At 69.8% G+C, this 25990-nt stretch carries 27 protein-coding genes; 18 read left to right on the top strand and 9 right to left on the bottom strand.

Annotated features, from left to right (window positions below):
* Positions 1-55 precede the first annotated feature (55 nt).
* From FHU38_RS15615 to FHU38_RS15605, 3 genes are read right to left on the bottom strand one after another with little or no spacing between them, the layout of a single operon-like run.
* On the bottom strand, positions 56-2554 hold the full coding sequence (locus tag FHU38_RS15615) for a transglutaminase family protein (RefSeq protein ID WP_167172078.1): 2499 nt from the start codon (positions 2552-2554) through the stop codon (positions 56-58).
* A complete protein-coding gene (locus tag FHU38_RS15610) occupies positions 2551-3819 on the bottom strand; it encodes a DUF58 domain-containing protein (RefSeq protein WP_167176129.1) in 1269 nt (422 codons plus the stop codon). Before FHU38_RS15610 ends, FHU38_RS15615 begins: the two co-directional genes overlap by 4 nt.
* A 7-nt stretch (positions 3820-3826) precedes the next feature.
* Positions 3827-4912, bottom strand: coding sequence for an AAA family ATPase (locus FHU38_RS15605; RefSeq protein WP_167172075.1), 1086 nt, complete (start codon positions 4910-4912; stop codon positions 3827-3829).
* A gap of 274 nt (positions 4913-5186) precedes the next feature.
* On the opposite strand from FHU38_RS15605, the gene FHU38_RS15600 reads away from it, so the two are divergent.
* The 8 genes from FHU38_RS15600 to FHU38_RS15565 all read left to right on the top strand — a co-directional run bounded on the left by FHU38_RS15600 (position 5187) and on the right by FHU38_RS15565 (position 12132).
* Entirely contained in the window at positions 5187-5552 is a 366-nt protein-coding gene (locus FHU38_RS15600; protein ID WP_167172072.1) for a hypothetical protein, read from the top strand.
* Positions 5553-5555: 3 nt separating this feature from the next.
* On the top strand, positions 5556-6137 hold the full coding sequence (locus FHU38_RS15595; protein ID WP_243852266.1) for a DUF3558 family protein: 582 nt from the start codon (positions 5556-5558) through the stop codon (positions 6135-6137).
* The gene (locus FHU38_RS15590) at positions 6134-6724 is read left to right on the top strand and encodes a PE-PGRS family protein (protein ID WP_167172069.1); all 591 of its coding nucleotides are present in this window, start codon (positions 6134-6136) and stop codon (positions 6722-6724) included. Before FHU38_RS15595 ends, FHU38_RS15590 begins: the two co-directional genes overlap by 4 nt.
* Positions 6721-7473, top strand: a complete 753-nt coding sequence (locus FHU38_RS15585; RefSeq protein WP_167172067.1) for an ESX secretion-associated protein EspG — start codon at positions 6721-6723, stop codon at positions 7471-7473. The genes FHU38_RS15590 and FHU38_RS15585 overlap by 4 nt, the downstream gene beginning before the upstream one ends.
* A gap of 361 nt (positions 7474-7834) precedes the next feature.
* The gene (gene mraZ / locus FHU38_RS15580) at positions 7835-8266 is read left to right on the top strand and encodes a division/cell wall cluster transcriptional repressor MraZ (protein WP_009153812.1); all 432 of its coding nucleotides are present in this window, start codon (positions 7835-7837) and stop codon (positions 8264-8266) included.
* A 319-nt stretch (positions 8267-8585) separates the two neighbouring features.
* Positions 8586-9542 carry a 16S rRNA (cytosine(1402)-N(4))-methyltransferase RsmH gene (gene rsmH, locus FHU38_RS15575; RefSeq protein ID WP_313886792.1) on the top strand — a complete coding sequence of 319 codons (957 nt, stop codon included), beginning with the start codon at positions 8586-8588 and terminating at the stop codon, positions 9540-9542.
* Positions 9542-10189 (top strand): septum formation initiator family protein, encoded by a 648-nt coding sequence (locus FHU38_RS15570; protein WP_167172064.1) that lies wholly within the window; start codon positions 9542-9544, stop codon positions 10187-10189. The genes rsmH and FHU38_RS15570 overlap by 1 nt, the downstream gene beginning before the upstream one ends.
* Positions 10190-10215: 26 nt before the next feature.
* Positions 10216-12132: a peptidoglycan D,D-transpeptidase FtsI family protein gene (locus FHU38_RS15565; protein WP_167172062.1), complete on the top strand. Its 1917-nt coding sequence runs from the start codon at positions 10216-10218 to the stop codon at positions 12130-12132.
* 4 nt (positions 12133-12136) lie between these two features.
* On the opposite strand, the gene FHU38_RS15560 is transcribed toward FHU38_RS15565, so the two are convergent.
* Both FHU38_RS15560 and FHU38_RS15555 read right to left on the bottom strand, forming a co-directional pair.
* Positions 12137-12952 carry an ABC transporter permease gene (locus FHU38_RS15560; RefSeq protein ID WP_167172058.1) on the bottom strand — a complete coding sequence of 272 codons (816 nt, stop codon included), beginning with the start codon at positions 12950-12952 and terminating at the stop codon, positions 12137-12139.
* Positions 12949-13962, bottom strand: coding sequence for an ATP-binding cassette domain-containing protein (locus tag FHU38_RS15555; RefSeq protein WP_167172055.1), 1014 nt, complete (start codon positions 13960-13962; stop codon positions 12949-12951). Before FHU38_RS15555 ends, FHU38_RS15560 begins: the two co-directional genes overlap by 4 nt.
* 81 nt (positions 13963-14043) lie before the next feature.
* Here FHU38_RS15555 and FHU38_RS15550 point away from each other — a divergent pair, with 81 nt between their 5' ends.
* Positions 14044-14805, top strand: a complete 762-nt coding sequence (locus tag FHU38_RS15550) for a TetR/AcrR family transcriptional regulator (protein ID WP_313886791.1) — start codon at positions 14044-14046, stop codon at positions 14803-14805.
* A gap of 51 nt (positions 14806-14856) precedes the next feature.
* On the opposite strand, the gene FHU38_RS15545 is transcribed toward FHU38_RS15550, so the two are convergent.
* Positions 14857-16653 carry an AMP-dependent synthetase/ligase gene (locus FHU38_RS15545; RefSeq protein ID WP_167172053.1) on the bottom strand — a complete coding sequence of 599 codons (1797 nt, stop codon included), beginning with the start codon at positions 16651-16653 and terminating at the stop codon, positions 14857-14859.
* Positions 16654-16763: 110 nt separating this feature from the next.
* On the opposite strand from FHU38_RS15545, the gene FHU38_RS27425 reads away from it, so the two are divergent.
* The 7 genes from FHU38_RS27425 to FHU38_RS15510 are packed head-to-tail and all read left to right on the top strand — an operon-like array spanning position 16764 to position 21845.
* Entirely contained in the window at positions 16764-17189 is a 426-nt protein-coding gene (locus FHU38_RS27425; protein WP_167172050.1) for a polyketide cyclase / dehydrase and lipid transport, read from the top strand.
* An 11-nt stretch (positions 17190-17200) separates the two neighbouring features.
* Positions 17201-17989, top strand: coding sequence for a metallophosphoesterase family protein (locus tag FHU38_RS15535; protein ID WP_167172047.1), 789 nt, complete (start codon positions 17201-17203; stop codon positions 17987-17989).
* 27 nt (positions 17990-18016) lie between these two features.
* A complete protein-coding gene (locus FHU38_RS15530) occupies positions 18017-18460 on the top strand; it encodes an SRPBCC family protein (protein WP_167172044.1) in 444 nt (147 codons plus the stop codon).
* Position 18461: 1 nt separating this feature from the next.
* Entirely contained in the window at positions 18462-19595 is a 1134-nt protein-coding gene (locus FHU38_RS15525) for an ArsA family ATPase (protein WP_167172041.1), read from the top strand.
* Positions 19592-19990 carry a hypothetical protein gene (locus FHU38_RS15520; protein WP_167172037.1) on the top strand — a complete coding sequence of 133 codons (399 nt, stop codon included), beginning with the start codon at positions 19592-19594 and terminating at the stop codon, positions 19988-19990. The genes FHU38_RS15525 and FHU38_RS15520 overlap by 4 nt, the downstream gene beginning before the upstream one ends.
* Positions 19991-20944 (top strand): ROK family protein, encoded by a 954-nt coding sequence (locus tag FHU38_RS15515; RefSeq protein ID WP_167172034.1) that lies wholly within the window; start codon positions 19991-19993, stop codon positions 20942-20944.
* Positions 20945-20957: 13 nt separating this feature from the next.
* A complete protein-coding gene (locus FHU38_RS15510; RefSeq protein WP_167172031.1) occupies positions 20958-21845 on the top strand; it encodes an NUDIX domain-containing protein in 888 nt (295 codons plus the stop codon).
* A 51-nt stretch (positions 21846-21896) separates the two neighbouring features.
* Here the strand turns inward: FHU38_RS15510 and FHU38_RS15505 are convergent, their stop codons facing one another.
* Positions 21897-22460, bottom strand: a complete 564-nt coding sequence (locus FHU38_RS15505; RefSeq protein ID WP_167172028.1) for a hypothetical protein — start codon at positions 22458-22460, stop codon at positions 21897-21899.
* Complete coding sequence (locus tag FHU38_RS15500; protein ID WP_167172025.1) at positions 22457-23218, bottom strand: alpha/beta hydrolase; 762 nt, start codon at positions 23216-23218, stop codon at positions 22457-22459. The genes FHU38_RS15505 and FHU38_RS15500 overlap by 4 nt, the downstream gene beginning before the upstream one ends.
* A 225-nt stretch (positions 23219-23443) precedes the next feature.
* On the opposite strand from FHU38_RS15500, the gene FHU38_RS15495 reads away from it, so the two are divergent.
* A complete protein-coding gene (locus FHU38_RS15495) occupies positions 23444-24205 on the top strand; it encodes a lysophospholipid acyltransferase family protein (RefSeq protein ID WP_167172022.1) in 762 nt (253 codons plus the stop codon).
* Positions 24206-24247: 42 nt separating this feature from the next.
* Positions 24248-24751, top strand: a complete 504-nt coding sequence (locus FHU38_RS15490) for a polyadenylate-specific 3'-exoribonuclease AS (protein ID WP_167172019.1) — start codon at positions 24248-24250, stop codon at positions 24749-24751.
* A 20-nt stretch (positions 24752-24771) separates the two neighbouring features.
* Here the strand turns inward: FHU38_RS15490 and FHU38_RS15485 are convergent, their stop codons facing one another.
* The gene (locus FHU38_RS15485) at positions 24772-25863 is read right to left on the bottom strand and encodes a 3-deoxy-7-phosphoheptulonate synthase (RefSeq protein ID WP_167172015.1); all 1092 of its coding nucleotides are present in this window, start codon (positions 25861-25863) and stop codon (positions 24772-24774) included.
* Positions 25864-25990 lie beyond the last annotated feature (127 nt).

The raw sequence follows: 25990 nt of genomic DNA, 5'->3' as shown, positions 1-25990 counted from the left end.
GGCTCACCGGGTGACCTTGTCGAGTCGGCCGGTACGCGTCAGGGTGCCGGCCGCGTCAACTCCCGCGAGGACGGCGGCGGCGCAGCAGCGAACGCGGTAGCAGCCTGGCGCGCAGCGAGATCGGCGCTGTGCGCGCCAGGCTGTCCCGCAGTCCCTGGAACGCGCGGGCGAGCTCCGGGTCGGCTTCACTTTCCCGCGCACCCTGGCCGTACCAGGAGCGTTCCACGGTGCTGACCACCGTGCGCAGGTCGTTCTTGCCCTGGTCGTCCAGGCGGTGCCGCTGTGCCACCTTCTGGGCGGCGTTCCTGACCGTGTCCGTGCGGGGAATCTCGACCCCCCGGTCGGTGCACTCGTCGAGCAGCTCGTCCCACGCTGCATCGGCCGCCGACGGGAGCCGCTGCTCGATCTGGCGCAACCGGTGTCGCCGCTGTATCTGCCTGATCGCGGCCGGGCCCGCCACCACGGTCGCCACCGCCAGCAGCGCCACGGCGATGCTCCAGTGCCACCACACGGCGAGCAGTGCGAGCGACAACAGCCACAGACCCGTGGCCACCGGTGTCATCCAGGCAGGGATGCCCTGTCCCGGTTGGCGATGCCGCGCCGCCGGGCCCACGCGGCGTGCGAACGTCAGCGCAGCCGCCGTCACCGCCCCGGCGGCGAGCGCGGCCAGCAACGCACCCCAGCCGGACCACGGCGGTGCGCCGTCACTCTCGGTGTCAGCGGCCGCGGTGTCCTGTGCCGTGTCCTGCTGCGCCTGTTCCTGCGGTACCTCGGTCTGGGCGGAGATCGAGGGCACGTCCTGCCCTTGCTGTTCGGCCGGGTCACCGGCCGTGTCGTCGGGTCGCAGGTAGGGCGGTACGAAGCCTCGCCCGTCCGACAGGGGTGTCGGGTCGAAACTGACCCAGCCGTGCCCACCGAAGTACACCTCGACCCACGCGTGCGCGTCCTGCGAGGTGATGGAGCGGTATTTGCCGTTGTCGTAGCCGGTGGTGAAGCCGACCGCGACGCGCGACGGGATGCCGACCGCCCGCAACATCACCGCCATGGAGGAGGCGTACTGCTCGCAGAACCCGCGTTTGCCGTTGAGCAGGAAATCGGCGAGCGCGTTGCTGTCGGACACCGGGGCTGTCGCCGTGTCGTACACGAAGCCGTTCTCCACGCTGAAGTAGCGCCAGATCGCCTCGGCCTTGTCGAAGTTGTTGGTCCGGCCGCTGGTCAGCCGCCGCGCGAGCGCCGTTACCCGAGGGTCGAGGCGTCCAGGGTCGGTGTAGGTGGACGGTACCTGGCGAGCGCCGTGCGGAGCCTGCCGTAGCGCTGCCTTGGTGGGCTCCCGCAACGAAGCCACCTCGACGTAGGCACCGGGACGTTGCCTGCGTTCTCGGAACACCGCGCCGCTGGTCCGGTCGTAGTACCAGCCCTCGGAGACGTCGCGCAGCCCGCGCGGCGAGCCGTACACCGGAAGCCACAGGTCGTACCAGTTCACGGGTTCGATCTGGATTTCCCTGCTCTCGCCGGTGCCGTCGTCGCCGGGAGCCGCGGGCAGCGGGCCGTTCGCGGGCACCCCGGCGGGCATCGGGCCGTCGGGAAGGCCCCAACCCTCGTTGGGGCGGTAGGTGTCGAGCGTGAAGGCCCGCAGCAGCTTGCGCTCGCCGTCGCGCAGCCCACGCACCCGGAACAACTCCACGGTCTCGCCCTGGTCCAGCATGCCGCGCAGCGACGTGAACGGATTGACGCCGAGCCCGCCCGGCACGTTCTGCGCACCGGAGCCGCTGCCAGGCAGGCTGCCCTCGGTGCCGATCGCCGTCACGGTGGAACCGGCGACGAGGCCCACGACGAGCGAGGCGGCCACGACGGCCGCAGGCGCGGACGTGGTGCCCGGCGACGCCGAGGTACCGGGTGCCGTGCGGTTGCGCCAGCTCCGGTGCCGGTGGCTGCCGTCCGCGGCCAGCAGTGCCGCGAACGACGCCGCGCCGAACACGAACGTCCACCAGGGCAGCAGCTCACCAGCCAGCGCGGAGGGGACGGCGTAGACGCACAGCAGCACGAGCCCCGTAGCGGCGGGAGCCGCCGCGGCGACCGCGAGGGTGTCGACCAGGATCGCGACCAGCCCGATCGCGATGGTCACGAGGCACAGGATCGGCGCACTGGCCTCCACCGGGGGAAGACCGGTTTTGATCTGCTCGAACGCCTGGCTCAGCACGTCGTCGAGCTCGCCAAGCGCGGCGGGTCCTGGGATGATCGCGAGGATTCCGCTACCCGTGAAGGCGCCGGTTACCAGGAACAGCAGTACGAGCAGTTGCGCGCCCCCGACCGCGGGGGAGGGCAGTCGAAGTGCCCGTAGCGCCAACCCGGTGCAGCCCACCAGCACGGTGACGACGATGACGTAGCCGAACCACGCCGCGCCCTGGACGACGCCGGTCAGCGAGGTCGCAGCGCCGACGGTGGCGAGTCCGGCCATCGCCGGGGTCAGCACGCCGTTGCCGATGGGGCCCGCGCCCTGCCCTCGGGGTGGCGCCTGCGAGTCGGTGGCCGGTCGGGAGGTCCCGACGCTCATGACGCCCCGCCGATCAGTGAGGCGCCGGGCGCGGCCTCACGGCACAACTGCGCCCATACCTGCGACATCGGTGTGCCGGGGTGAGCGACGACGACCCCCCACCCGGCGGCGCGAAGCAGCGTCGCGGACTCGTCACTGGCCGCGCTCCGATGTTCGGGAGCGCTGATCGCGCCCGACCATGCGGGAGTGTCGAGCAACACCGCGAGGCTGCGGGCACCTCGCGGGCGGCACTTGGTCAGCTCGTGCACCGAGTCGCTGCTGATCGTGCCGAGCACCGCGATGAGTTCCTGGCCGTGTCCTGGATCGAAACCGGTGGTGATGTCGCGCTCGTGGGCGGGCTGTAGTGCGGCGAGCGCGTCCAGCACGGGGCTGTCCCTGGTGGGTCCCCCCTGAGCCTCGGCAAGCAGCCTGCCGTGCTCGCTGACCAGCCGTACATGGTGGCCGGAGTTGGACAGATGCAGGCACACGCTCGCGGCGAACTCGACCGCCCATTCCAGGCTCGCCGTGGCTCCGGTGCCGTGGTGCGCGGCGGCGCGGTGGTCCAGCAACACGGTGGTGCCGCCCCGCCACGGGCGCTCCTCGACCCGCACCATCATCTCGTCCCGCCGGGCTGTGGAACGCCAGTGCACCTTGCGCAGGTCGTCACCTTGCCGGTACTGCCGGACGACGACATCGATCTCGCCCTGACCCGCGTGCAGCCGGATGTTGCCGTCGTCGTCGGTGCCGATACCGGCGCCGGCAGGTTGGCCCCAGAGTGTGGCGACACGTGGTACGACGACGAGCCTGGAGTGCGAGATCAGCTCACGCTCGAACTCGCACAGCCCGAACGGGTCGGTGATGGTCGCGCGAAGTGGCCCGACCCGGTGGATGCCGCGCAGGGTCGGCTGCACCGGGTAACGCAGTGGCACCGAACGGTGCTGCGGCAGGCGCTCGACAACGAACCGAGGGCGGGAGCCGAGGGCATACGGGATGCCGTCCTCGAGCAGGATCTCGCCCGCGGGAAGCCTGCCGGTGCGCCACAGGTCGAGCTGGATCTCGCCGTGGCCACCGACGGGTACCCGCTCGGGCAGCATTGTCCGGGTGGCCCCTATCCGCACCTTCGACGCCGACGCGAGCAACGCGACGAACAGCGGTAACGCGATGACGAACACGGCGACCCTCAGCAGGTCGCGTTCGTTGAGCACGGCGGCGCACACCGCCGCCGCGACTCCTGCGGCGAGTAGGCAGCGGCCGCGAGTGGTGAGGCCAGACAGCGACCGGAACATCGCCGCGCTACCGGTGCTGCCCGTTGCCACCGTGTGGCACGGGCACGCGTTGCAGTACCGCGCGAACCACATCGGTGGCCGAGCGGCGTGCCGCATGGGCTTCGGTGGTGAGCACCAGTCGGTGCGCGAGCACCGGCACGGCCACGGCGTGCAGGTCGTCGGGCACCACGAACTGCCTGCCGGACAGCGCTGCCTGTGCCTTCGCCGCGCGCACCAGATGCAGTGTCGCCCTTGGCGAAGCGCCCAGCCGGACCTCGGGAACCTGCCGGGTCGCCGAGACCAGTTCCACGGCGTACTGGCGGACCTCGGCAGCCAGGTGCATCCCGCGGACGGCCTCGACGAGTCGCTGCACCGTGTGGCCGTCGGAAACCGGCCGCAGCTCGTCGAGCGGCCTGCTGCCCGCGTGCTCGTCGACCATCGCCAGTTCGGCCTGCGGGTCGGGGTAGCCGATGGACACGCGGGCGGTGAACCTGTCGCGTTGTGCCTCCGGCAGCGCGTAGGTGCCCTCCATCTCGATCGGGTTCTGCGTCGCGATGACCATGAAGGGCCTGCCGAGGTGATACGTCGTGGTGTCGACGGTGACCTGGTGTTCCTCCATGCACTCCAGCAGCGCGGACTGGGTCTTGGGGGAGGCCCGGTTGATCTCGTCGCCCACGACGATGTTCGCGAACACCGGGCCGGGGCGGAACTCGAACTCCGAACTCTGCCGGTTGAAGATCGACACTCCGGTGACGTCGCTTGGCAGCAGGTCGGGGGTGAACTGCACCCGGCTGACCGTGCAGTCGATGGAGCGAGCCAGTGCCTTGGCCAAAGAGGTCTTTCCGACGCCCGGCACGTCTTCGACCAGCAGGTGTCCCTCCGCGAGCAGCGTCACCAGCGCCAGCCGGACGACGTCGGGCTTACCGACGAGAACGCGCTCGACATTCGCCGCGATGCGGCGCACGGTGTCGTGCAGTTCGTCGAGTGCCGCGGTGCGGTCGTGGCCGTTACCCCCGCTGTCCGGGTAGAGCCCGGCAGCCGGGTAGTGCACCTGCGTGGTTCGTTGCTGGTCGTCACGCTCGGCGGTAGCAGCGGACTGTGGTCTCGACGTCACACGACCTCCCGGTGCCGAAGCCCTCGCACACGTAACGAACGGTCGTTCGTTCGTGGGTCGGGCTGGTGTCGCCTTCCGCCCAGCCTGCCATCCAGTGTGTCAAACGCGGGCGAACTCGCTGGGGACAACCCCTTGATCACTCAATGTCACCGGCAGCATCTCACAGATTTCGCTAGCCCGTTCAGGTGAGCTGGCTGAGACGGTGCCGTCACCGCCGCCCGCTGTCCTATGCTGCGCAGCGGAATCAGTCGATTACCGCAGAGAGAGGCACGGGATGACCGATCTCGACACGGCCACCCGCGTCCTTCCCGCCGACGCGTTCGCGGTCTCGCCCGAGCTCGCGGCTGACGCGTTCCAGCGACTCAGCCAGTTGCAGGACGTCGTCGGGCAGGTGATCAGGCAGGCCAAGGTGCTCGGTCGCTCGGTACCACTCGGTGACGGATACGCGGGGCAGGTCGGCGAGTTCATGGCTCGCTACGGCCTCGGCGACGCCGGGTCGCCGGATTCCGTCGTGCGGGCACTGACCAGGTTCGGTCGCGAGTTGGAGGACCTCAAGCTGGGAATCAGCGAGGCCATGCGGCGCTACGAGGAGCAGGACGACGCCGCGGCCGACGGGGTGGACTGCCGGGGTGGCGGCTGAAGGATGCGGCGATGGCCAACCGTGTGGATCGCGCTTGGGCTGGCTGCGTTGCCGCTACTGACCTCGGCGTGCGGGCTACAACGAAGCGGTGCCGGGCCCTCGGTGCCCTCCGTGCCCTCCGTGGACGCCGCTGCGGACGCCGAAGGCCGACGGCACGCCACGGAAGCGACGGCCTCGGCCGCCGGTCGCACCGCGTCGGCCGACCCGTGCGCGCTGCTGTCACCTTCGGCGCGGTCGAGCGCAGGACTCACGAAGGTAGGGACGCCGACTACCGTCGGTGACGCGAGGGCATGCGACTACACCGAACCCGGCGGTTACGGCGTCACCATCACCATCGACGAGCGAGCAGGGCTGGCGGACCTGCGAGTGGCGCCGCGGCGGGTGCGCGACCTGCGGATCGGGCAGCGCGAGGCGCTGCTGGTCGCCGACGAACGCGCCGACGACGGCACCTGTGCCGTGCTGCTCGCCATGGGGGAGTCCGGCAGCGTGCATGTCGACGTCAGCAGCGCCGACTTCCGCGACACCGCGCGGGCCTGCGCACGCGCGACCACAGTGGCCGAACTCATCGAACCGGAGCTGAAATGACCGAGAAGCCGCACCCTGCGAGCCGTTACGAGTCCTACAGCCACGAGGCCATGCGAGCGGAGGTCGAGACCGGCAGCGATCCCGCGGCCGCTGGCGAGCTCGGTCGGGAATGGACAGACCTGGCCGCAAGGCTGCGTGACGCGGGCGATGTATTGGAGCAGACCTCGGCGGCGAGTGAGGAGGCGTGGCGGGGACCGGCGGGCGAGGCCCTGCGTGGCGTACTCGGCCGGGCTGCTCGGTGGTCGGCCGAAGTGGCGGCGGCCGCGACCACCGTCGGCGAGGCGGTCGGTAGGCAGGCGGAAGTGGCCGCGAAAGCCAGGGCGGAGATGCCCGAGCCGGTCGGCTACGACCCGGCGGGCATGATCCGGGCCGCGGCCAACAGCGGACAGGTATGGCGGCTCGTCGGGTTGTCCGACGCGATGGCCGCACAGCGAGAGCGGGCCGAGGCCGCCAGGCAACAGGCCGTCGACGTGATGTACGCAAGGGACAGCGCGCTCGCCGACGAGTTGCCCGCGGTTTCGTTCGATGATCCGCCGCCACTGACGGCGCTTTCGCCCCTCGGCGCGGAAGGCTCGGGTCCGATGTGATCAGGGTGTCCGCATCGGCGTTCGACATCCTGTACAGCGATCTCGGGTACCGGGATCCGCCCGCGCCGTTGCGGGTGCGCAGCGTCGGCGCTACGGAAGCGGATCGGCGAGACATCCGAGCCGCGGTCTACGAGAACCTCGCCGAGCGCGGACTGTTCCACGCCGGTGAACTCGATGCCGCGTTGCGGGAGCGGCTGCGGGTGCTCGCTCGTTCTTCGGTGTATGTCGAATGTGAGGCGTTGCTCGATCTGGAGCAGGAGGAGCCGCTGCGGGCCGTCGCCGCCACCACCGGTCGTCGTGGAGTGCTGGCGGTGCAACCGAACCGCACCATCGCACTGGCGGAGATCGGCGGCGGCAGCGAGGTGTTCGCCGCCGCCGTGGGGGTGCTGCCGCCGCTGTCGCCGGGCCCCGGCCTTGGCGTGAGCCTGCCCGCCTCGGTGTTCGGTGTGGACGGTGAGGTCGACGATCCGGTGTACGGGGACGCGGAGTCCGGCCGCTCGGCCGCGCAGCAGCGGCAACTTCGAGAAGTCCTCGCCATCCAGGCGAGGCCGGTACTGGGGGCGGGGCAATTCAGCGTGCGTGTTCGCGAGGAGGCCGGTTCGCGCAGGCTCGGCGGGGTGAGTTGGTTCAGCACGGACATCGGTGCGTACCTGGGCACGACGACCGAGGGCCGCGCGGGCAGGCAGTGGGTCAACGTGGCGCCGGCCGATCGCGAGCGAATCGCCGCTCGGTTGGCCGAGTTGCCGTAGCGATCTCACCGCGGTTCCCCACCGGGCCCCACCGGCGGTGCCCGGTACCTTCACGGCTGCCCCGGTTGGGCCTGTCGGCGCGCCCGGATGCGCCGCCTGAGCGATCGGGGCCGCCTCTTTCGTGGCCATCGGTGTCACCCGCGCTGGCGATGTCCGTGTGGCGCCCCACTCCAGCCCCACCCTTGTGACCAGCAAAAACGCCGCGACTTTCGCTCGTATGGGGCCGTTTTGCCGTTGACTGTGGTGGAAAGTGGGGTACGGTGGTGGCCAGTGGGGCGGAAGGGAGCCTCGTGCCGATCTCGGTGGATTCCACGGCCGGCTCGTGGGTTCAGGCGCTGGTCGGTAGGGGAGGTGGTGGCCGGTGTTCCTCGGCACCCACACCCCGAAGCTGGACGACAAGGGGCGGCTCACGCTGCCTGCGAAGTTCCGGGACGCGCTGGCAGGTGGGCTGATGATCACCAAGGGACAGGATCATTGCCTCTATGTCTTTCCGCGCGCGGAGTTCGAGCAGTTGGCCCGCAAGGTCGCGGAAGCCCCGTTCACCAACGAATCGGTGAGGGCCTACCAGCGATACCTGTTCGCGGGAACCGACGAGCAACGGCCGGACGGCCAGGGGCGTATCGCCATCGCGCCCGAGCTTCGGCGCTACGCCGGGCTCAACAAGGAGTGCGTGGTGATCGGCGCGATCACCAGGTTGGAGATCTGGGACGCCCAGGCTTGGGAGGGCTACCTGGAAGAACACGAGGACAGCTACGCGAAGGCCCAGGAAGAGATCCTGCCAGGCGTGTTCTAGCGCCCGAGGCGGCACCCGCGCTGTCGGGGGCGCGGGTTCCACACCCCGGATGCCGTGAGGCTGCGGCCCTGATGCACCTTCCCCGGTATCAGGTCCGCAACCTGACGGCATCCGCCTCCCGGCAACCGGGCCCGCGCCTGGAGTCGAGGGGGATGTCGCGCGGACGGCGCAGGAGACAGGCGAGGCGTTGAGCACGCTACGGACATCCGGGCTTGGAGGCACGTCGGGTGCCGGGCGCAGCGCCTCAGCGGGAATGGAGAACCGTGAGCAAGGCAAGCCCCGGCCACGTTCGGCACGTGAGCACCGGCCGGGTGTGACCGTGACCGGGAACGACGAACACGTCCCCGTGCTGCTCGACCGCGTGCTGGAGTTGCTGGAGCCCGCGCTCACCGGCCGCGAACCGGTACTCGTCGACGCGACCGTCGGTCTCGGCGGACACGCTGACGCGTTGCTCACCGCCTACCCTTCGCTTCGCCTCGTCGGGCTCGACCGTGACCGCGAGGCGTTGCGCGGCTCTGGCGAGCGACTCGCCCGCCACGGTGACCGGGTACGACTGGTGCACGCGGTGTACGACCGGATGCCCGACGTACTCGCCGAACTCGGACTGTCCCATGTGGATGCCGTGCTGATGGATCTGGGGGTTTCGTCGATGCAACTGGACAGGCAGGAGCGGGGCTTCGCCTACGCGAGGGACGCACCGCTGGACATGCGCATGGACCCAGCGGCGGGGCTCACCGCGGCGGATGTGCTCAACACCTACTCGGTGGCGGACCTGACACGGGTGCTGCGCGAGTACGGCGAGGAGCGGTTCGCGAACCGGATCGCTAAGGCGGTGGTCGCCGAACGCGAGCGTGAGCCGTTCGACCGCAGCGAACGGCTAGTGCGATTGCTGTACGACACCGTGCCCGCGCCGAGCAGGCGAACCGGAGGGCATCCGGCGAAACGCACGTTCCAGGCACTGCGAATCGAGGTCAACGCGGAGCTGGACACGTTGCGTGCCGCGCTGCCCGCCGCGATCGATCTGCTCACCGATGGTGGCCGCATCCTTGTGGAGTCCTACCACTCGCTGGAGGACCGCATCGTCAAGCGGGAGTTCGCCAGGCGTGCGGCGTCACGGACCCCGCAGGGGCTGCCGGTGGAGTTGCCGGGGCACGGCCCCGAGTTGCGGTTGTTGACTCGCGGCGCCGAGAAGGCGAGCGAGGAGGAGATCGAGCGCAACCCGCGCGCGGCCTCGGTACGGCTGCGCGCGGCCGAGAAGATTGGAGCGGCTGCCTGATGACCGCACCTGCTCGCACCCGTAACCAGCCCGCCCCGCGCACCCGTCAGCGGCCCAATGCCACGGCCGGCACCAAGGCGCCTGACACGCCGGGCTCCGGGACGGCGAAACGGCGCACGTCGGCCGCCGAGCGCGCCTACGCACGCAAGGCTCAGCGCACCAAGGTCACGCGGCCGGAGGGCGAGGCCGAGGCGAGCCCCCAGCGCAGCCGCATCCCGCTGCTGCGCTGGCCGCGTTCCCGCACCTCCTTCGTGCTGCTGCTCATGGCGATGATGGTGACGGGCGTGGCCGCGACGCTGTGGCTGTCCACCCAGGCCATCACCGACTCCTACCGGCTGGAGCAGCTTCGCCAGGAGAACGCGGGTCTGGCAGAGCGTTCCGAACAGCTACAGCGTGAGGTCAGCCACCTGGAGTCGCCGTCGTCGCTGGCCGAGCGTGCCCGGCAACTCGGGATGGTGCCGGGCGGAAACCCCGCGAGGCTGGTGGTACGCCAGGACGGCTCCGTCGTCGTGGTCGGTGAGCCGTCCTCGGCCTCGGCCCCGCCACCTTCGCGGCCCGCCCAGCAGCCAACGCAGCAGGGAGTGCAGCAACAGCAGGCCGATGACCAGGCCCAGGCGGCGGGGGAGCCGCACGCCTCGGCCGGGTAGAGACAGGGGATGACCGGAGGGGACTGATGCCAGGCAAGGCAGGCGCGAGCGGCCGCTCCCGAGCGGGCAGCGGCACGCGGCGCACCTACCCGGTGGGCGCGCGCAGAGGGGGCGCGGCGCGTAACCGCGACTATCGCGGTCGCTTCGTCGCAGGGCGGATCGCCCTCGCGGTGCTGCTCGTGGCCGCTGGCGTGAAGCTCGTTCACGTGCAGGGTTTCGAGGCGGAGGCGTTGTCAGCGCGTGCTGAGCGGCAGCGCACGACTTCGATCGACATCCCGGCAGAGCGCGGGTCCATCAAGGACCGTAACGGTGCGGACCTGGCATTCAGCATCGAGACTCGGATGCTGTGGGCGAACCTGCGGTTGATGCGCAAGACCTGGAGCGAGTTCGCGCGCGAGCATCCAGGCTCGGGACAGGACTACGACTCGCGCGTCGCCGAGATCGCGAGGTTCATCGCGGGCAAGGTGCCGGAGTTGACAACCGAGAGCGAGTTGCTGCGAGCCTTCCACAAGGACGCGAGCTTCACCTATCTCGTCGACGACGTCGAACCGTCGGTCGCCGAGCTGATCAAGCAGACCTATCCCGAGATCGGATACGAGAAGCGGGCCAAGCGGGTTTACCCTGGCGGTCAACTCGCCTCCAACATCGTCGGCTACGCGAACTGGCGCCAGGAGAGCCCCGACGTTTCCAAGCACAACCTGCACGGACTGTCCGGCTTGGAAAGCATGCGAGACAACGACCTGGCGGGCACACCGGGCAGGCAGATCGTGGACACCGCGCAGGGTGCCGATGTCGTCATACCCGGTACCGAACGCGATCTGCAACCGGCCGTACCCGGCTCCGACCTGGAGTTGACCATCGACTCCGACGTGCAGTACGAGGTACAGAGCCGCCTCGCAGACTACGCCGGTCGCGTGGGGGCGCGCGGCGCGAGCGCTGTCGTGCTGGACGCCAGGACCGGTGAGGTGTACGCGCTGGCCACCGACCAGACCTTTGACCCGACCGATCAGTCCACGCTGCAGCCGAAACTGATGAACAACGCGGCCGTGACGACGCCGTTCGAACCCGGCTCGGTGAACAAGGTCATCACGGCCGCGGCGGCGATCGAGGCAGGCATCGCGGGTCCGGAGTCGGTGCGGCAGGTGCCGGGCAGCATCGAGATCTCCGACCACACGGTGCACGACGCCTGGTCGCACGGCACGCAGCCGTTCACCACCACCGGCATCTTCGCCAAGTCGTCCAATGTGGGCACCCTGATGCTCGCTCAGGAGTTGGGCCCCGACCGCTACCTGGAGATGCTGCGGCGGTTCGGGCTCGGCAAGCGAACGGGGATCGGGCTGCCGGGGGAAAGCCCCGGTTACGTGCCGCCGCGTGCGCAATGGTCCGGCACGACGTTCGGCAACCTGCCGATCGGCCAGGGGCTTTCCATGACCGTGGTGCAGCTGGCCAGCATGTACCAAGCCATCGCCAACGACGGCAAGCGCGTGGAGCCGAGGATCGTGCGTGCCAAGGTGACGCCGGACGGCAGGCGCATCCCGGAGCCCGCTCCGGCGACGACGCAGGTGGTCAGCCCGAAAACCGCCGACACCGTCAAGGACATCCTGCGCGCGGTCACGCAGGACGGTGACTACGACTATCGGGGCACCGCGCCGGAGGCGGCGCTGGAGGGCTACCAGATCGCGGGTAAGACCGGCACCGGGCAGCAGGTGGACCCGAACACAGGGGCCTACAGCAACCGGCTGTACAACATCACCTTCGCGGGGATGCTGCCCGCCGATGACCCTCGATTCGTTGTCGGCATCCGGCTGGACGCGCCCGACGCGACCCTGCCCGAGGGCAGCACCGCGGCGCCGCTGTTCCACGACATCGCCTCGTACCTGGCGCAACGCTTCCAGATACCGCTGTCGGACAGTCCGGCGCCGCGGGTGCGTCTGGTCCAGTAAGCCGTCACAGGCCCGCGGTGCGGAACCGGCGAATCGACAGCGGGACGAAGATCGCCAGCAGCACCACCGACCAGCCAAGGGTCGCCAGCACCGGGTGAGCGAGCGGCCAGGCCAGGTCCCCATGTGGCAGGCCCGGATTGCCGAACAGTTGGCGGCAGGCCACGGTGGCGGCGCTGACCGGGTTCCAGTCGGCGATGGTTCGCAGTACTGCGGGCATGCCCTCGGTGGGAACGAAGATGTTGGAGATCATCGTGATGGGCATGACCAGCGGACCGATCCGCGCGGCGGTCTCCTCGTTCTTAGCCAGCGAGCCGAGGAACACGCCCACCCAGGACACGGCGTAGTACAGCAGTAGCAGCAGCCCGAATCCGGCGAGTGTCGCGGCGACGCCGTTGTGCGCGCGCCAGCCGAACAGCAGCCCGCAGCCCGCCATGACCAGCAGGCTGCCGGTGTGCACGGTGAGGTCGGAGGCAGTCTGTCCGAACGGGACCGCGGAGCGTGCCATGGGCATCGACCGGTAGCGGTCCATGACGCCGAGCCCGTTGTCCTTGGCGATGACGGTGAGCGAGCCCATCACGCCGAACACGGTGCCCATGACGAACAGGCCGGGCATCAGGTACTCGCGGTAGTTGCCGCCGCCCGGGATCGGGATGGCGCTGCCGAAGACGTAGCCGAACAGGATCACCGAGATGAGCGGGAAGGCGAACGTCGCGGCGATCTGGCCCGGCTGGTGCTTGAGCTTGAGCAGGTTGCGGCTCATGATCGTGAGCCCGTCGGAGAGTACGCCCCCGAGCGGGGAGGTTGGCGCGGGTGCGGTCATCGGATGGTCTCCTCGTCGCGGTTCGCGGACGCCGGCTCGGCGTCGGTGGTGGGCTTGCCGGTCAGGGTCAGGAACACCTCATCGAGCGTGGGGCGGCGGATTCCGACGTCGACGGCCTTGATGCCCGCCTGGTCGAGTTGGCGCACGATGTCGGGCAGCGCGAGCGAGTCGGTGCCGACGGGCAGGCTGACGAGTTTGCGGTCAGCGTCGATGTCGGGCCGTGCCCCGGTGTCGGCGAGCACCGCGAGCGCCCGCGCCACCTCGGTGAGGTCCGTGGTGTCGGCGACAACGACGTCGATGCGCCCGCCGATCCTGGCCTTCAGTTCGGTGGGCGTGCCCGAGGCGATGACCTTGCCGGTGTCGATCACCGCGATGTGTTGTGCGAGTTGGTCGGCCTCGTCCAGGTACTGCGTGGTCAGCAGCACGGTGGTACCCCCGGCCACCAGTTCCCGCACGGTGTCCCAGATCTCGTTGCGGCTGCGCGGGTCGAGTCCCGTGGTCGGCTCGTCGAGGAACAGCACGGTCGGCGAGACGATGAGGCTGGAGATGAGGTCCAGCCTGCGACGCATACCTCCGGAGTAGGTCTTGACGAGCCGGTCGGCGGCGTGGGCGAGGTCGAACCGTTCCAGCAACTCGTCGGCTCGGCTGCGGGCGCGGGCGGCGCCGAGCCGGAACAGCCTGCCAAAGATGCGCAGGTTCTCCCTGCCCGTGAGCTGTTCGTCCAGCGCAGCGTGCTGACCTGCGAGTCCGATCTTGCGGCGCACCGAGGCGGACTCGCGCACCACGTCGTGTCCGGCGACCGTGACCTTGCCTTCGTCCGGCCTGGTCAGTGTGGCGAAGACCCGGACCGCCGTGCTCTTGCCCGCGCCGTTGGGGCCCAGCAGGCCGTAGACGGCTCCGGCGGGCACCGTAAGGTCGAGGCCCGCGAGTGCATGGGTCTGTCCGAATCTTTTGTGCACGTTCTCGGCGACCACCACGGCGTCCGCGGTGTCACTCTCCTGTGTCCCCATGGATTCCCCTAGACTGAGTACGATGTACGCGGTAAACGGTACTCAACCGAGTACGATGTACGCAACGAGTTTTCGCTCGAGGTGAACGTGTCATCGAACGGCGATTCGCCACTGCTGTCCCGGGTCCGCGTGTGGTTGCCTGCTCGGCGGTCACGCGGACCGGCACCGGCTTACGACCGGGACCAGATCGCCGACGCCGCGATCGAGATCGCCGACGCCGACGGGCTCGACGCGGTGACCATGCGTGCTGTCGCGGCGCGGCTGGGCACCGGGGCGATGAGCCTGTACCGCTATGTCGAGAACAAGGACGCGCTGTTCGAGTTGATGAGCGACCGGATGCTCGGCAGGCAGGACTGGCCGCCGCTGACCGGTGACTGGCGGCAGGACCTTCGCGACGTGGCACGCGGGCAGCGAAGGGCGCTGCTGGAGCACCCTTGGCTGCTGCGGGTGTGGTCGGGTGGGCCGACGCTGGGTCCCAACATGCTCGCAGGCTTCGAGCGAGCGATGTCCATCGTGGACGGCCTCGGGCTCGACATCGACGAGATGCTCGAGACCGTCACGCTGGTGCACACGTGGGTCAACGGGCACGTGCGCACCGAGCTGGACGCGCGCGCCTACTTCGGGGGCGCCACGCAGGAGGAGGTGCAGCGCGCCATGGGGCCATACGTGGAGTCGATCGTCGAGAGCGGCCGCTACCCCTACCTCTCCCGCATGATCGCCGAGGCGGGTTCCCTACACCTCGACGAGGAGGAACGCTTCGAACGAGCGCTGGAGCGTTTCCTCGCGGGTATCGAGGCGACGCTACCCAAGGGCAAGGAGCCTGGCGGCCGGGATTCCGAATGACTCCGGCCGCGCCGAGCGGTGAGTCGGCGCGGCCGGGTTCGGCTGGGGGAACTACCGGGTGTAGAGCGAGTCGATCGCGTTCGCGTGGTTCTTGCTGACCACGTTGCGCTTCAGCTTCAGGCTCGGCGTGATCTCCCCGCCCGCCTCGGTGAAGTCGCGAGGGAGGATGGTGAACTTCCTGATCGACTCCGCCTGCGAGACCTGCTTGTTCGCCTCGTCCACCGCGGCCTGCATGTCCGCGAGCAGGTCCGGGTCGTCGGCGAGTTCGGAAACGGTCGCGCTTTCCGGCTTGCCCCGCTGCGACTTCCAGGTGGGGAAGAACTCCTCGTCGACGGTCAGCAGTGCGGCGATGAACGGCCGCTGGTCACCGACCACCATCGCCTGGCTGATCAGCGGGTTCGCCTTGAGGGTGTCCTCCAGGACCGAGGGCGCCACGTTCTTGCCACCGGCGGTGACGATGATTTCCTTCTTCCGCCCGGTGATCTTCAGGAAGCCCTCGTCGTCGAGTTCGCCGAGGTCACCGGTGCGGAACCAGCCGTCCTCAATCGCCTCGGCCGTGGCCTGCTCGTTGTTCCAGTAACCGGAGAACACCACGTCGCCGGACAGCAGCACCTCGCCGTCGTCGGCGATCCGCACCGAGGTGCCCGCCACCGGCCTGCCGACCGTGCCGACCTTGAACGCGCCCTCGGTGTTGACGTTGGCCGCGGCGGAGGTCTCGGTCAGCCCGTAGCCCTCGAAAACCGGCACGCCGATACCGCGGAAGAAGTGCGCGAGCCTGGCACCCAGTGGCGCTCCACCGGACACGGCCGCGATGCACCGACCGCCGAGTGCCGCCCTCAGTTTGGTGTAGACGAGCTTGTCGAACACCGCGTGCTTGAGGCGAAGTCCCAGCCCGGGACCGCCGCTGTCGTTCGCCTGGCTGTAGGCGACGGCGGTGGCCTCGGCCGCGTCGAAGATCTTGCCCTTGCCCTCGGAATGGGCCTTGAGCTTGGCGCCGTTGTAGACCTTCTCGAACACGCGTGGCACCGCCACCACGAACGTCGGGCGGAAGGTGCCCAGGTCGGCGACAAGGTCCTTGATGTCGGGGGTGTGCCCCAGCGTCGCCCTCGACGTGAACGCCGTCAGCGCGATCGCCCTTGCGAGGATGTGGGCCAGCGGCAGGAACAGCAGCAGCGAGTTACCCGCGCCCATGAGCTGTGGGAACGCGTTGATGTCGGCGCGCACCTCGGCCAGCAGGTTGTGGTGGGTGAGCATGACGCCCTTGGGCCTGCCGGTGGTGCCCGAGGTGTAGACGATGGTGGCCAGGTCGGCGGCACGCACGCTGCGCCTGCGCTCGTGTACCTGGTCGTCGGCCAGGTCCGCCCCCAGCGAGGACAGCGCGCTCACGGCGGGCTTGTCGCCCTCGATCTGCCAGGCGTTGTCCAGCTCCGGCAGCCTGCCACGCACCTCCTCCAGCGTCGCCGCGTGCTCGGCGGTCTCGACGAGCACGGCCTTGGCGCCGGAGTCGGACAGGATCCAGTGCAACTGCTCGGCGGAGGAGGTCTCGTAGATCGGCACGCTGACCGCGCCCGCCGCCCAGATCGCGAAGTCCAGCAGCGTCCACTCGTAGCGGGTCTTCGACATCAGCCCGACCCGGTCGCCCTTGCCGATGCCCGAGGTCATCAGGCCCTTGGCGACGGCGAGCACTTCGGCGGCGAACTCCCTCGCGGTCACGTCGTACCAGGAGCCGTCCCGGTGCCGACGGAAACTCACGGTGTCGCCGAACCGCTCGGCGTTGACCCACACGACGTCCGCCATGTTCTCGTCCTCGGCGACCGCCTGCACCGAAGGGGCGGTGTACTCGCGCACGTGAACCTCCGTGTTCGACCGGTGTTACTCGCCGGTCAACTTAGCCGTTGGCCGACCGGTTGACCATGCCAGGGGCGTAACCAATCGACGAGCATGCCATTCTGCGTTGCGTGTCAGGTTCTGAGAACGCACCGGCGCTCGAGCCGGCGCTTGACATAGTCGACGAGACGTTCCTCGCCGTGCCACCGAGCACCGTGGCGGCGGTGTTCGCCGACCCCCGCTCGTGGGCTCTGTACTGGCCGGACCTTGTGCTGGAAGTTTACACCGACCGGGGCGAGGAGGGCCTGCGCTGGACCGTGCGCGGTGCCCTCGTCGGCACCATGGAGGTGTGGCTGGAGCCGGTGCTCGACGGCACGCTGCTGCACTACTTCCTGCGGGCCACACCTACCGCGCCGGACCGCAGGCGGCCACGGCTGCTGCGCGGGGAGGCCGATCGCAGGGCGAGGGCGGCCAAGGCCATCGCACTGGAGCTCAAGACCGTACTCGAGGACGGCAGGGAACCGGGGGTGGCACCCGAAACGGTGGAGTCACGGTAAAATCGGAAACCGTGCGCGTACACGTGGTCTCCGACGTGCATGGCAACGCCGAGGCCCTCGCCCGCGCCGGTGACGGCGCCGACGCGCTGATCGTGCTCGGTGACCTCATCGATTTCGTCGACTACCACGACCACGGCGGCGGCATCCTGGGCCGGTTGTTCGGCGCGGAGAACGTCGGCACCTTCGCCAAACTGCGCAGGCAGGGTTCGCGCGAGGAAACCATGGCGTTCGCCAGGTCGCTGTGGGCAGGCCTCGACGATCCGAGCGGGGCCGTCGACGAGGCCCTGCGCGAACAGTACGCGGAGTTGTTCGCCGCGATGACCGCGCCGACCTACGCCATACCCGGCAATGTCGATGCCCCCGCGTTGTGGCCGGAGTTCAGCGGGCCGGACGTCAGACTCGTCGACGGTGAAGTGGTGGACATCGGCGGGCTGCGGTTCGGGTTCGTGGGAGGCGCGCTGTTACCCGACGGGGTCACGCCGAAACGCAACGCGGTCTGGCGCCCGTATCTGCGCACGCGGGAGGACTTCGACCGGGCAGTGGCCGGCATTTCCGGGATCGACGTGTTGTGCAGTCATATCCCGCCCGCCATACCTGATCTCACCTACGACGTGGTGGCGCGCCGACCCGAAATCGGCTCCCGCGCCCTGCTCGACGTGATCGCGGCCGAGCAGCCGAGGTGGGCGCTGTTCGGGCACGTGCACCAGCCGCTGGCGGCACGTTCGAGGGCAGGGCGCACGGAGTGCCGCAACGTGGGGCACTTCAAGCACACCACGCGACCCTACGTGCTGCGCTGGTGAGCGGCCGGACCGCTACGCTCTAGGCCCATGGCCGAGCAGTCCACGCAGTCCATCGAGGTCAACGCCCCACCGGCGGAGATCATGGCCGTCATAGCCGACCTGCCCGCCTATCCGGAATGGGCCAAAGCGGTCCGGGAGACCGAGATCCTCGAAACCGACGAGGCCGGCCGAGCCGAGCAGGTGCGGTTCACACTGGACTCCGGACCCGTCAAGGATGTCTACGTCCTCGCCTACGACTGGGCCGACGACGGACTGTCGGTGAGCTGGCGGCTGGTGAAGGGGCAGATGCAGAAGTCGCAGCACGGTCGCTATGTGCTCGAGCCGCTCGGCGCCGACCGCACCAAGGTCACCTACACCCTCTCCGTGGAGCTGATGCTGCCGATGATCGGGCTGCTGCGCCGCAAGGCGGAGAAAATGATCATGGATACGGCGCTGAAGGAGCTCAAGCGCCGCGTCGAGGGTACGGCGTAGCGTGCGCGTCCTGCTGTTTACCGGCAAGGGCGGCGTCGGCAAGACGACGCTCGCCGCGGCGACCGCCGCCCGCCTCGCGAAGCGGGGACGCAAGACGCTCGTGGTGTCCACCGATCCCGCGCACTCGCTCTCGGACGCGTTCGGCCTGCCGCTCGCCTGCGAGCCCGCCGAAGTGGAAAGCAGCCTGCACGCCGCGCAGGTGGACGCCAGGGGGCTGGTGGACAGCGCGTGGACCACACTGCGGGAGCAGTTGCGCGCAGCGCTCACCGGGGCGGGGCTTGACGCGCTCGAGGCAGCCGAACTCACCGTGTTGCCCGGGGTCGACGAGTTGCTGGCGTTGACCGAGGTGCGCAGGCTGATCGAGACGGGGCCGTGGGACAGCGTCGTGGTCGACTGTGGCCCGACCGCGGAGACACTGCGGCTGCTCGCGCTGCCTGAGGCGGTCAGTGGCTACCTCGATCGGGCATACGGGTGGAGGACCAGGTTCGGCCTCTCCCGGTCGGTGCAACGGCTGGCAACTCATCTGGAATCGCTGCGGGAACTGCTCACCGACCGCGAGACCACCACCGTCCGGCTCGTGCTGACACCGGAACGCATGGTGGTCGCCGAGACCCGCCGCACGTTGACCTCGCTGGCGCTGCGAGGCATCCGGGTCGACGGTCTGGTAGCCAACCGGCTGGTGCCCGCGCCGGGACGGTGGCGCGGCTCCGCCGCGGCCTGGCTGTGCACCCGCAGGGCGGAGCAGGAGCGGGTGCTCGAGGAGTTGCGCGCCGGCGGGCTCGCCGAGCCGCTGCTGCGCTCGGTGGAACACCGGGCCGAGGAACCGGTTGGGCTCGCCGCACTGCTGGAGATCGCGAACGAGCTGTACGGGGAGGCGAGTCCGCTCACCGGTGAGAATGACAGCGCGCCGCTGCTGCGGGTGTCCGAGGTGGACAACGGATACGAGTTGCGGATCGCGCTGCCGCTTTCGAGGGATTCGGTGGTCGATCTCGCCAGAGTGGACGACGATCTCGCTGTCACAATCGACGGCTTTCGCAGGCTGCTGGCACTGCCCGAGCCGCTGCGGCACTGCCGGGTGGTCGGCGCCGAGTCGGACGCGCGGGGCCTGCTCGTGCGGCTGGAGAAGAGCTCATGACGGAAGCGGAATACGGTGCCCGGCTCGCCGAGGAGATCCGGTTGCTCGTCGAGTTGGTCGTCGAGCGGGCAGCGCCGTGGCTGGACGGCGTCGTGCGGGCCGGACACGGGCCGCGGGCCGAGCACGGCGATTTCAGTTGCGGGTGGTGCCCGTTGTGTGCGGTGGTGGCCGTGGTGCGGGGGGAGCGGCCCGAGTTCGCGGCACGCCTGCTCGAACAGGCAGCCCAACTGGTGGCGTTGCTGCGTGCCGTGCTTGCCGACCGGTGGCAGCCGCACGAGGGGGTGCACATGCCGGGCTTCACCCCGGGCCCGAGGCCGGAGCCGGCGGCGCGCGAGCAGCGGGCCGCCCGCGTGCAGCACATCCCCGTTCGCCCGGCGGCGGGGTGGGACCGCTAGATGCTGGCTATCGGCGTCGATGTGGGCGGTACCAGCGTGCGGGCCGGTGTCGTCGACGAGCAGGGCGCCCTGCTGGACACCGCGAGGGTGGGCACGCCGAGTGACGAGTCCGCTCTCGAGGACGCCGTCGCGGGCGTGATCGACGAGTTGCGCAACCGGCACGAGGTAGGCGCCGTTGGGCTGGCGGTGGCGGCGTTCGTGCGCTCCGACCGGCGTTCGGTCATGTTCGCACCGCACCTGCCCTGGCGCGGGGCGCCCGTCGCCGACCGCATTTCCAAACGGGTGGGGCTGCCGGTCACCCTGGAGCACGACGCCAACGCGGCCGCGGTCGCCGAGCACCGGTTCGGTGCCGCGCGAGGCTCACGTGTGGCGACGCTGGTGGCGATCGGCACCGGCATCGGTGCCGGGCTGCTGCTGGACGGTCGGATTTTTCGCGGCGCGCACGGGGTGGCTCCGGAACTGGGTCACCTGTGCGTGGTGCCGGGAGGGCGGACCTGCCCGTGCGGTAAGCACGGCTGCTGGGAGCGCTACTGCAGCGGCACCGCGCTCGCCGCGACCGCCGTGGAGCTGCTGGCTCGCAACCCGGGGCGCTCGACGGTGCTGGCATGGGAGACAGCGGGCGATCCCGGCTCGATCACGGGCAGGAGGGTGGCGGGCGCCGCCAGGGACGGCGATCCGATCGCGCAACGAGCGATGGCGGAGTTGGCCAGATGGCTCGGCGAGGGTCTCGCACTGGTGGCCGACGTGTACGACCCCGAGGTGGTGGTGATCGCGGGAGGCGTGTCGGAGTCGGCGCCGCTGTTTCTCGACGAAGCCCGTGAGCACTACGCGCACGCCGTCACCGGTGCGGGGCACCGCCCGCTCGCACGCATCCGCACGGCGCAGCTGGGCGACGAGACAGCGCTGGTCGGAGCAGCGGCGCTCGCGCGCGAGCAGACCTTGGCCATGTGTTGACTAGGCTGGTCCGATGCTGCTCGGTGACGGGGACGGTTTCGTCAGCTGCGCCTGTGGACATCGCCATTGGGGACTGCACGGTGCGGCGGGTCTGCTGCTGACCGACCCCACACGCGGAGTGCTGCTGCAACACAGAGCAGGCTGGACACATCACGGCCAGACCTGGGCGCTGCCGGGCGGAGCCGTACGCACAGGTGAGTCGCCCGCGCGGGCCGCGATGAGGGAGACCGAGGAGGAGACCGCCGTACCCGCCGACGCCGTTCGGGCACTGGCGGCGCGCACCGAGGACCATGGCACCTGGAGCTACACCACGGTGCTGGCCACCACTCAGCAGCCCGTACGCGCTCGGGTGGCCAACGAGGAGAGCACGGAACTGCGCTGGGTGCCCCCCGAGGAGGTGGAAAGCTACCCGCTGCACCGGGACTTCGCCGCCGCGTGGCCGACGCTGCGCCCGCAGCTCGACAGGGAGCTGGTATTGCTGGTCGATGCCGCCAACGTGGTGGGCTCGCGGCCCGACGGCTGGTGGCGCGATCGTGCGGCCGCGGCACGCAGGCTGCGTGATCGGCTCGCCGTTCTCACCCACACCGGTGTCCGTGCGGCCGAACTCGGTCTGCGGCCCGGCGGCGGTTGGCTGTGGTGGCCGCGTGTCGTTCTCGTCGTGGAGGGGCAGGCCAGGAACACGGCAGGTATCCCGGCGGTTGAGGTGGTCGCGGCGGCCACGGACGGGGACAGCGAGATCGTGCGCGCCACCCGGGAGTGCCGGCGCCTCCGGCCGAGAGACCACGTGGTCGTGGTGACCGCCGACCGTGTCTTGCGGGAGCGGGTGCGCGCCGACGGCTGCGACATCGCGGGTCCCTCCGCGTTGCTGAGCCTGCTCGACGAGCTGGAGTGCCCGCAGTGAGGCCGGTGCGGTGAAGCCGGTTCGAGGAGCCCGCGCCGTTGTGCGCCGTTGTCAGACCTGGGCGCCGTTGGTGGGGTCAGCGCCGTCAGGGGGCCCCTGCCTGACGCGCAGCAACCCGAGCGCTATGCCGATGGCGAGCGCCAGCATCCCGAGCGGAGTGCCGATCGTGCTGTTCAGCCCGATGACACCGGGTGAGATCAACAGCAGCAGGCCGACGACGAAAAACAGCAACACGATGAAGGCGCCCTTGCGTGGCCTCGGCAGCGGAGGCGGCTCCGGGGGCACGTAGTGCTCGTCGTTACCGGGGTCGGGACCGAACATGGTCTCGTCCCAGCCGGTCTCGCTCTCGCGCCAGCCACCGCTCGCCCGCGTCGCCTCCGGCTCGCCGAGTTCGCGCGTCCTCGGTTCCGACTCACGCGGGGACCTGGTGTCGGCCGTGCCGGTGGAGTCGGTGCGGTCGGTGCGGTCCTCGGTGTCGGCACCACCGGAGAAATCGTCGAGATCGTCCGGTTCGTCGCCGTGCGCTCCGACGCCCTGCGCCCGCAGGTCGGCCACGATTCGCTCGAACGTCGCGTCGACGTCCTCGGGGCCGTCCGCGCCTGACAGTCTGCTCATCGGGCACCAACACCTCTGACGGCTCGCACGAACGCCACACTACGTTCGAACAGCAGTGGCGCGTCGTTGTCCAGCGTCGCCACGTGGTAGCTGTCGCGCAGCGGCAGGTCGGTCAGCTCGCGGCTGCGCACGCTCTCCGCGACGACGCGGGAGTTCACCGGCTCCACGACGTGGTCAACGATCGAATGTGCCAGCAGCAGCGGCTGGTTGACCTTGTGCAGGTCCTGCCTGACGACCTTCCACAACCGGCTCAGGCTGGCGGCCGCCCGCACGGGGGTGCGGTCGTAGGCCAGCTCGGTAACCCCCGGCTTGGCGATGTCACCGGCCACACCCTTCACCGAAGCCAGGAACGGGGCCAGCACCGCGAGCAGCTTGGCGTCCCTGCGCAGGGTGAGTACCGAGGGGTTCACCAGCACCAGCCCCGCCACGGCAGGGCCCAGCTCCTCGGCCAGACGCAACGCCAGCGTGCCACCCATGGACAGGCCGAACACGAACACCGAGTCGCAACGGCGCGCCAGTGAGTCGAACTCCGAACGCACGCGGTCGTACCAGTCGGGCCAGCGTGTGCGGTTGCACTCCTGCCACGTCGTACCGTGTCCTGGCAACCTGGGACAGCTCAGCGTGAAACCCTCGGTGGCGAGGTGCTCACCCCACGGACGCATGCTCGCCGGTGTCCCGGTGAAGCCGTGACACAGCAGTACCCCGACCTCGGTCGAGCCGGTGTGCGAGAACGGCTCCGCACCAGCGAGCACAGGCATGCCCGATCTGCCCTTCCCCGTGAAGCTTGGTCCGCAAGCTTGGTCCCACCATGTTCGCATGGGTGTGGGGGTGGGGCCGATGCCCGGTCGGCCCACAGGGCCACCTGTGAGATCTGTCGCGACGGCCTGGTTACCGGGTGCCCGATGTTGTGCGGCCTGCGCGAAGGTTCGTAGGCTGGAATGCTGGAGGCTCGCCAGGTCTGGCGCCGGAGGAGGGCAACCGTAGTGCTGTATCGCCTCATGAAGTACGTCCTGCTGGGGCCCCTGCTTCGGCTGCTGTGGCCGACCAAGGTCACCGGGCTGGAGCACATCCCGCGCATGGGCGGCGCGATCCTGGCGAGCAACCACCTCGCGGTCGCCGACTCCTTCTTCATGCCGCTATACGTCAAGCGCAGGGTCACCTTTCCCGCGAAGCAGGAGTACTTCACCGAGAAGGGCCTCAAAGGCAGGCTCAAGAAGTGGTTCTTCACGGGCGTTGGGCAGTTCCCCATCGACCGCTCCGGCGGCTCGGCCGCGCAGGCAGCCATCGACACAGCCATCCGGCTGCTGCGGGAAGGGCGGTTGCTCGGGATCTACCCGGAGGGCACGCGCTCGCCCGACGGAAGGCTCTACAAGGGCAAGACCGGCGTCGCCCGCATCGCGCTCGAGGCGCGGGTGCCGGTGGTCCCGGTCGTGATGATCGGCACCGAGCGCGTCAACCCGATCGGCTCGAAGCTGTGGCGGCCACGCAAGCTGGAGATCAGGTTCGGCGAGCCGCTGGACTTCTCGCGTTACGACGGCCTTTCCGGTGACCGGTTCGTGGAGCGCTCGATCACCGACGAGATCATGTACGCGTTGATGGAGCTGTCCGGTCAGGAGTACGTCGACGTGTACGCGGCCAAGGCGAAGGAGTTGCTCGCCGCGGAGGAGGCCGGGGTGCGGCCTGCCGTACCGGCCCAACCGGGAGCGCTGGACCGCGCCCGGCTGCCGGAGACGAAGGCGGGCTGAGCCGCCCGCGCACGCCGAGCGCCGTTTAGTACCGTCCCTTCGGTGCGGTTCTTCTACGACACCGAGTTCATCGAGGACGGCGTGACCATCGATCTGGTGTCGATCGGTGTCGTGGACGAGCGGGGACGAGAGTTCTACGCGGTGTCCACCGAGTTCGACCCGGGCAAGGCCGGTCCCTGGGTTCGCGAGCACGTGCTGACGAAGCTGCCCTCACCGGGCGACCCGGTCTGGCGCAGCCGCGACCGCATTCGTGCCGACCTGCTGGAGTACTTCGGCAACCCGGCAGGCGGCATCGAGTTGTGGGCGTGGTTCGCCGCGTACGACCACGTGGCGCTCGCCCAGTTGTGGGGACCGATGCCCGCGCTGCCAAGGCAGCTGCCCCGGTTCACCCGCGACCTGCGGCAGCGGTGGGAGGACCTCGGCAAACCCAAACTGCCGACCGCGCCGGACGACGCGCACGACGCGCTCGCCGACGCCAGGCACAACCTGGCGCGCTGGCGCGCCATGGAGCAGGCACGCCAGCGCGAGGAGTCGTCGAAACGCTGACCGGGCGGCAGGGCGGGGGCTCAGCGCCCCCGCACCGCCGAGGCCAGTTCGTCCAGCAGCGCCGCCGTTGTGGGCCAATCCATGCAGGCGTCGGTGATGCTGCGCCCGTAGATCAGTTCGGCCGCCCTGCCCAGGGTCAGGTCCTGCCGCCCTGCTCGCAGGAAGCTCTCCAGCAGCACGCCGGCGACGCCGCGTTCTCCCGCGCCGATACGGCCCGCGAGTTCGGCGACCACCTCGGCCTGCCGGTGGTGGTCCTTGCCGCTGTTGCCGTGGCTGGCGTCGATCATCACTCGTCGCGGCAACCCGGCCTGGCGCAGCCGGTCGAGGGTGTCGCGCACGGTACCCGCGTCGTGGTTCGGTCCGGCCGAGCCGCCACGCAGGATGACGTGGCAGTCTGGGTTTCCCGAGGTGGTGAACAGCGCGGCGAGGCCGTCGGCGTTGATGCCCGCGAACACGTGGCTTGCCGCCGCCGCCTTGGTGGCGTCCACCGCCACCTGCACGTCGCCCTCCGTGGAGTTCTTGATGCCCACCGGCATCGACAGTGCGCTGCACAACTGGCGGTGCACCTGGCTGGCCGCGGTGCGCGCCCCGATGGAACCCCACGACACAGTGTCGGCGATGAACTGCGGGGTGATCGGGTCGAGGAACTCGCAACCGACCGGCAGCCCGAGCGCGGAGATGTCGAGCAACAACCGCCGTGCCGTCCGAAGCCCCTTGTTGACATCGAAGCTGCCGTCCAACTCCGGGTCGTTGATCAGGCCCTTCCAGCCCAGCGTGGTGCGCGGCTTCTCGAAGTAGACCCGCATCACGATGTGCAACGCGTCGCGAAGTCGCTGTGCCTGCTCGGCGAGCAGACCGGCGTATTCCATGGCGGCCGCGGGATCGTGCACCGAACACGGCCCGACGACCACGAGCAACCGATCGTCTCGGCCGTCGAGAATGTCCACGGCCTCGGCACGGCCCTGCGCGACGGTCTTGGCGACCGCCGGGCTGACGGGGTGCTCCTCACGCAACAGCGCGGGTGAGATCAGCGGACGGACCGAGGTGGTGCGGAGATTGTCCAGCTGCCGCAGTGAATCAGCCGAATCCGCGGGACCGGCGACTGGTGACATGGGGGCTTCCTTTCCGCAAGCCGCCCCGTCGAGTACCGCGAGCCGGCTTGGCGTCCGGCTCGAGGTGGCAGTGGTCAGCGCGCGGCGTCGCCGACCGGCCCACCTCGGGCCGGTCCGCTAAACCAGA

Source organism: Saccharomonospora amisosensis (assembly GCF_011761185.1).
GTDB classification, from domain to species: Bacteria; Actinomycetota; Actinomycetes; order Mycobacteriales; family Pseudonocardiaceae; genus Saccharomonospora_A; species Saccharomonospora_A amisosensis.
Note: the sequence above shows the minus strand (reverse complement) of the source record. Positions and strands in the feature narration are given on the sequence as shown.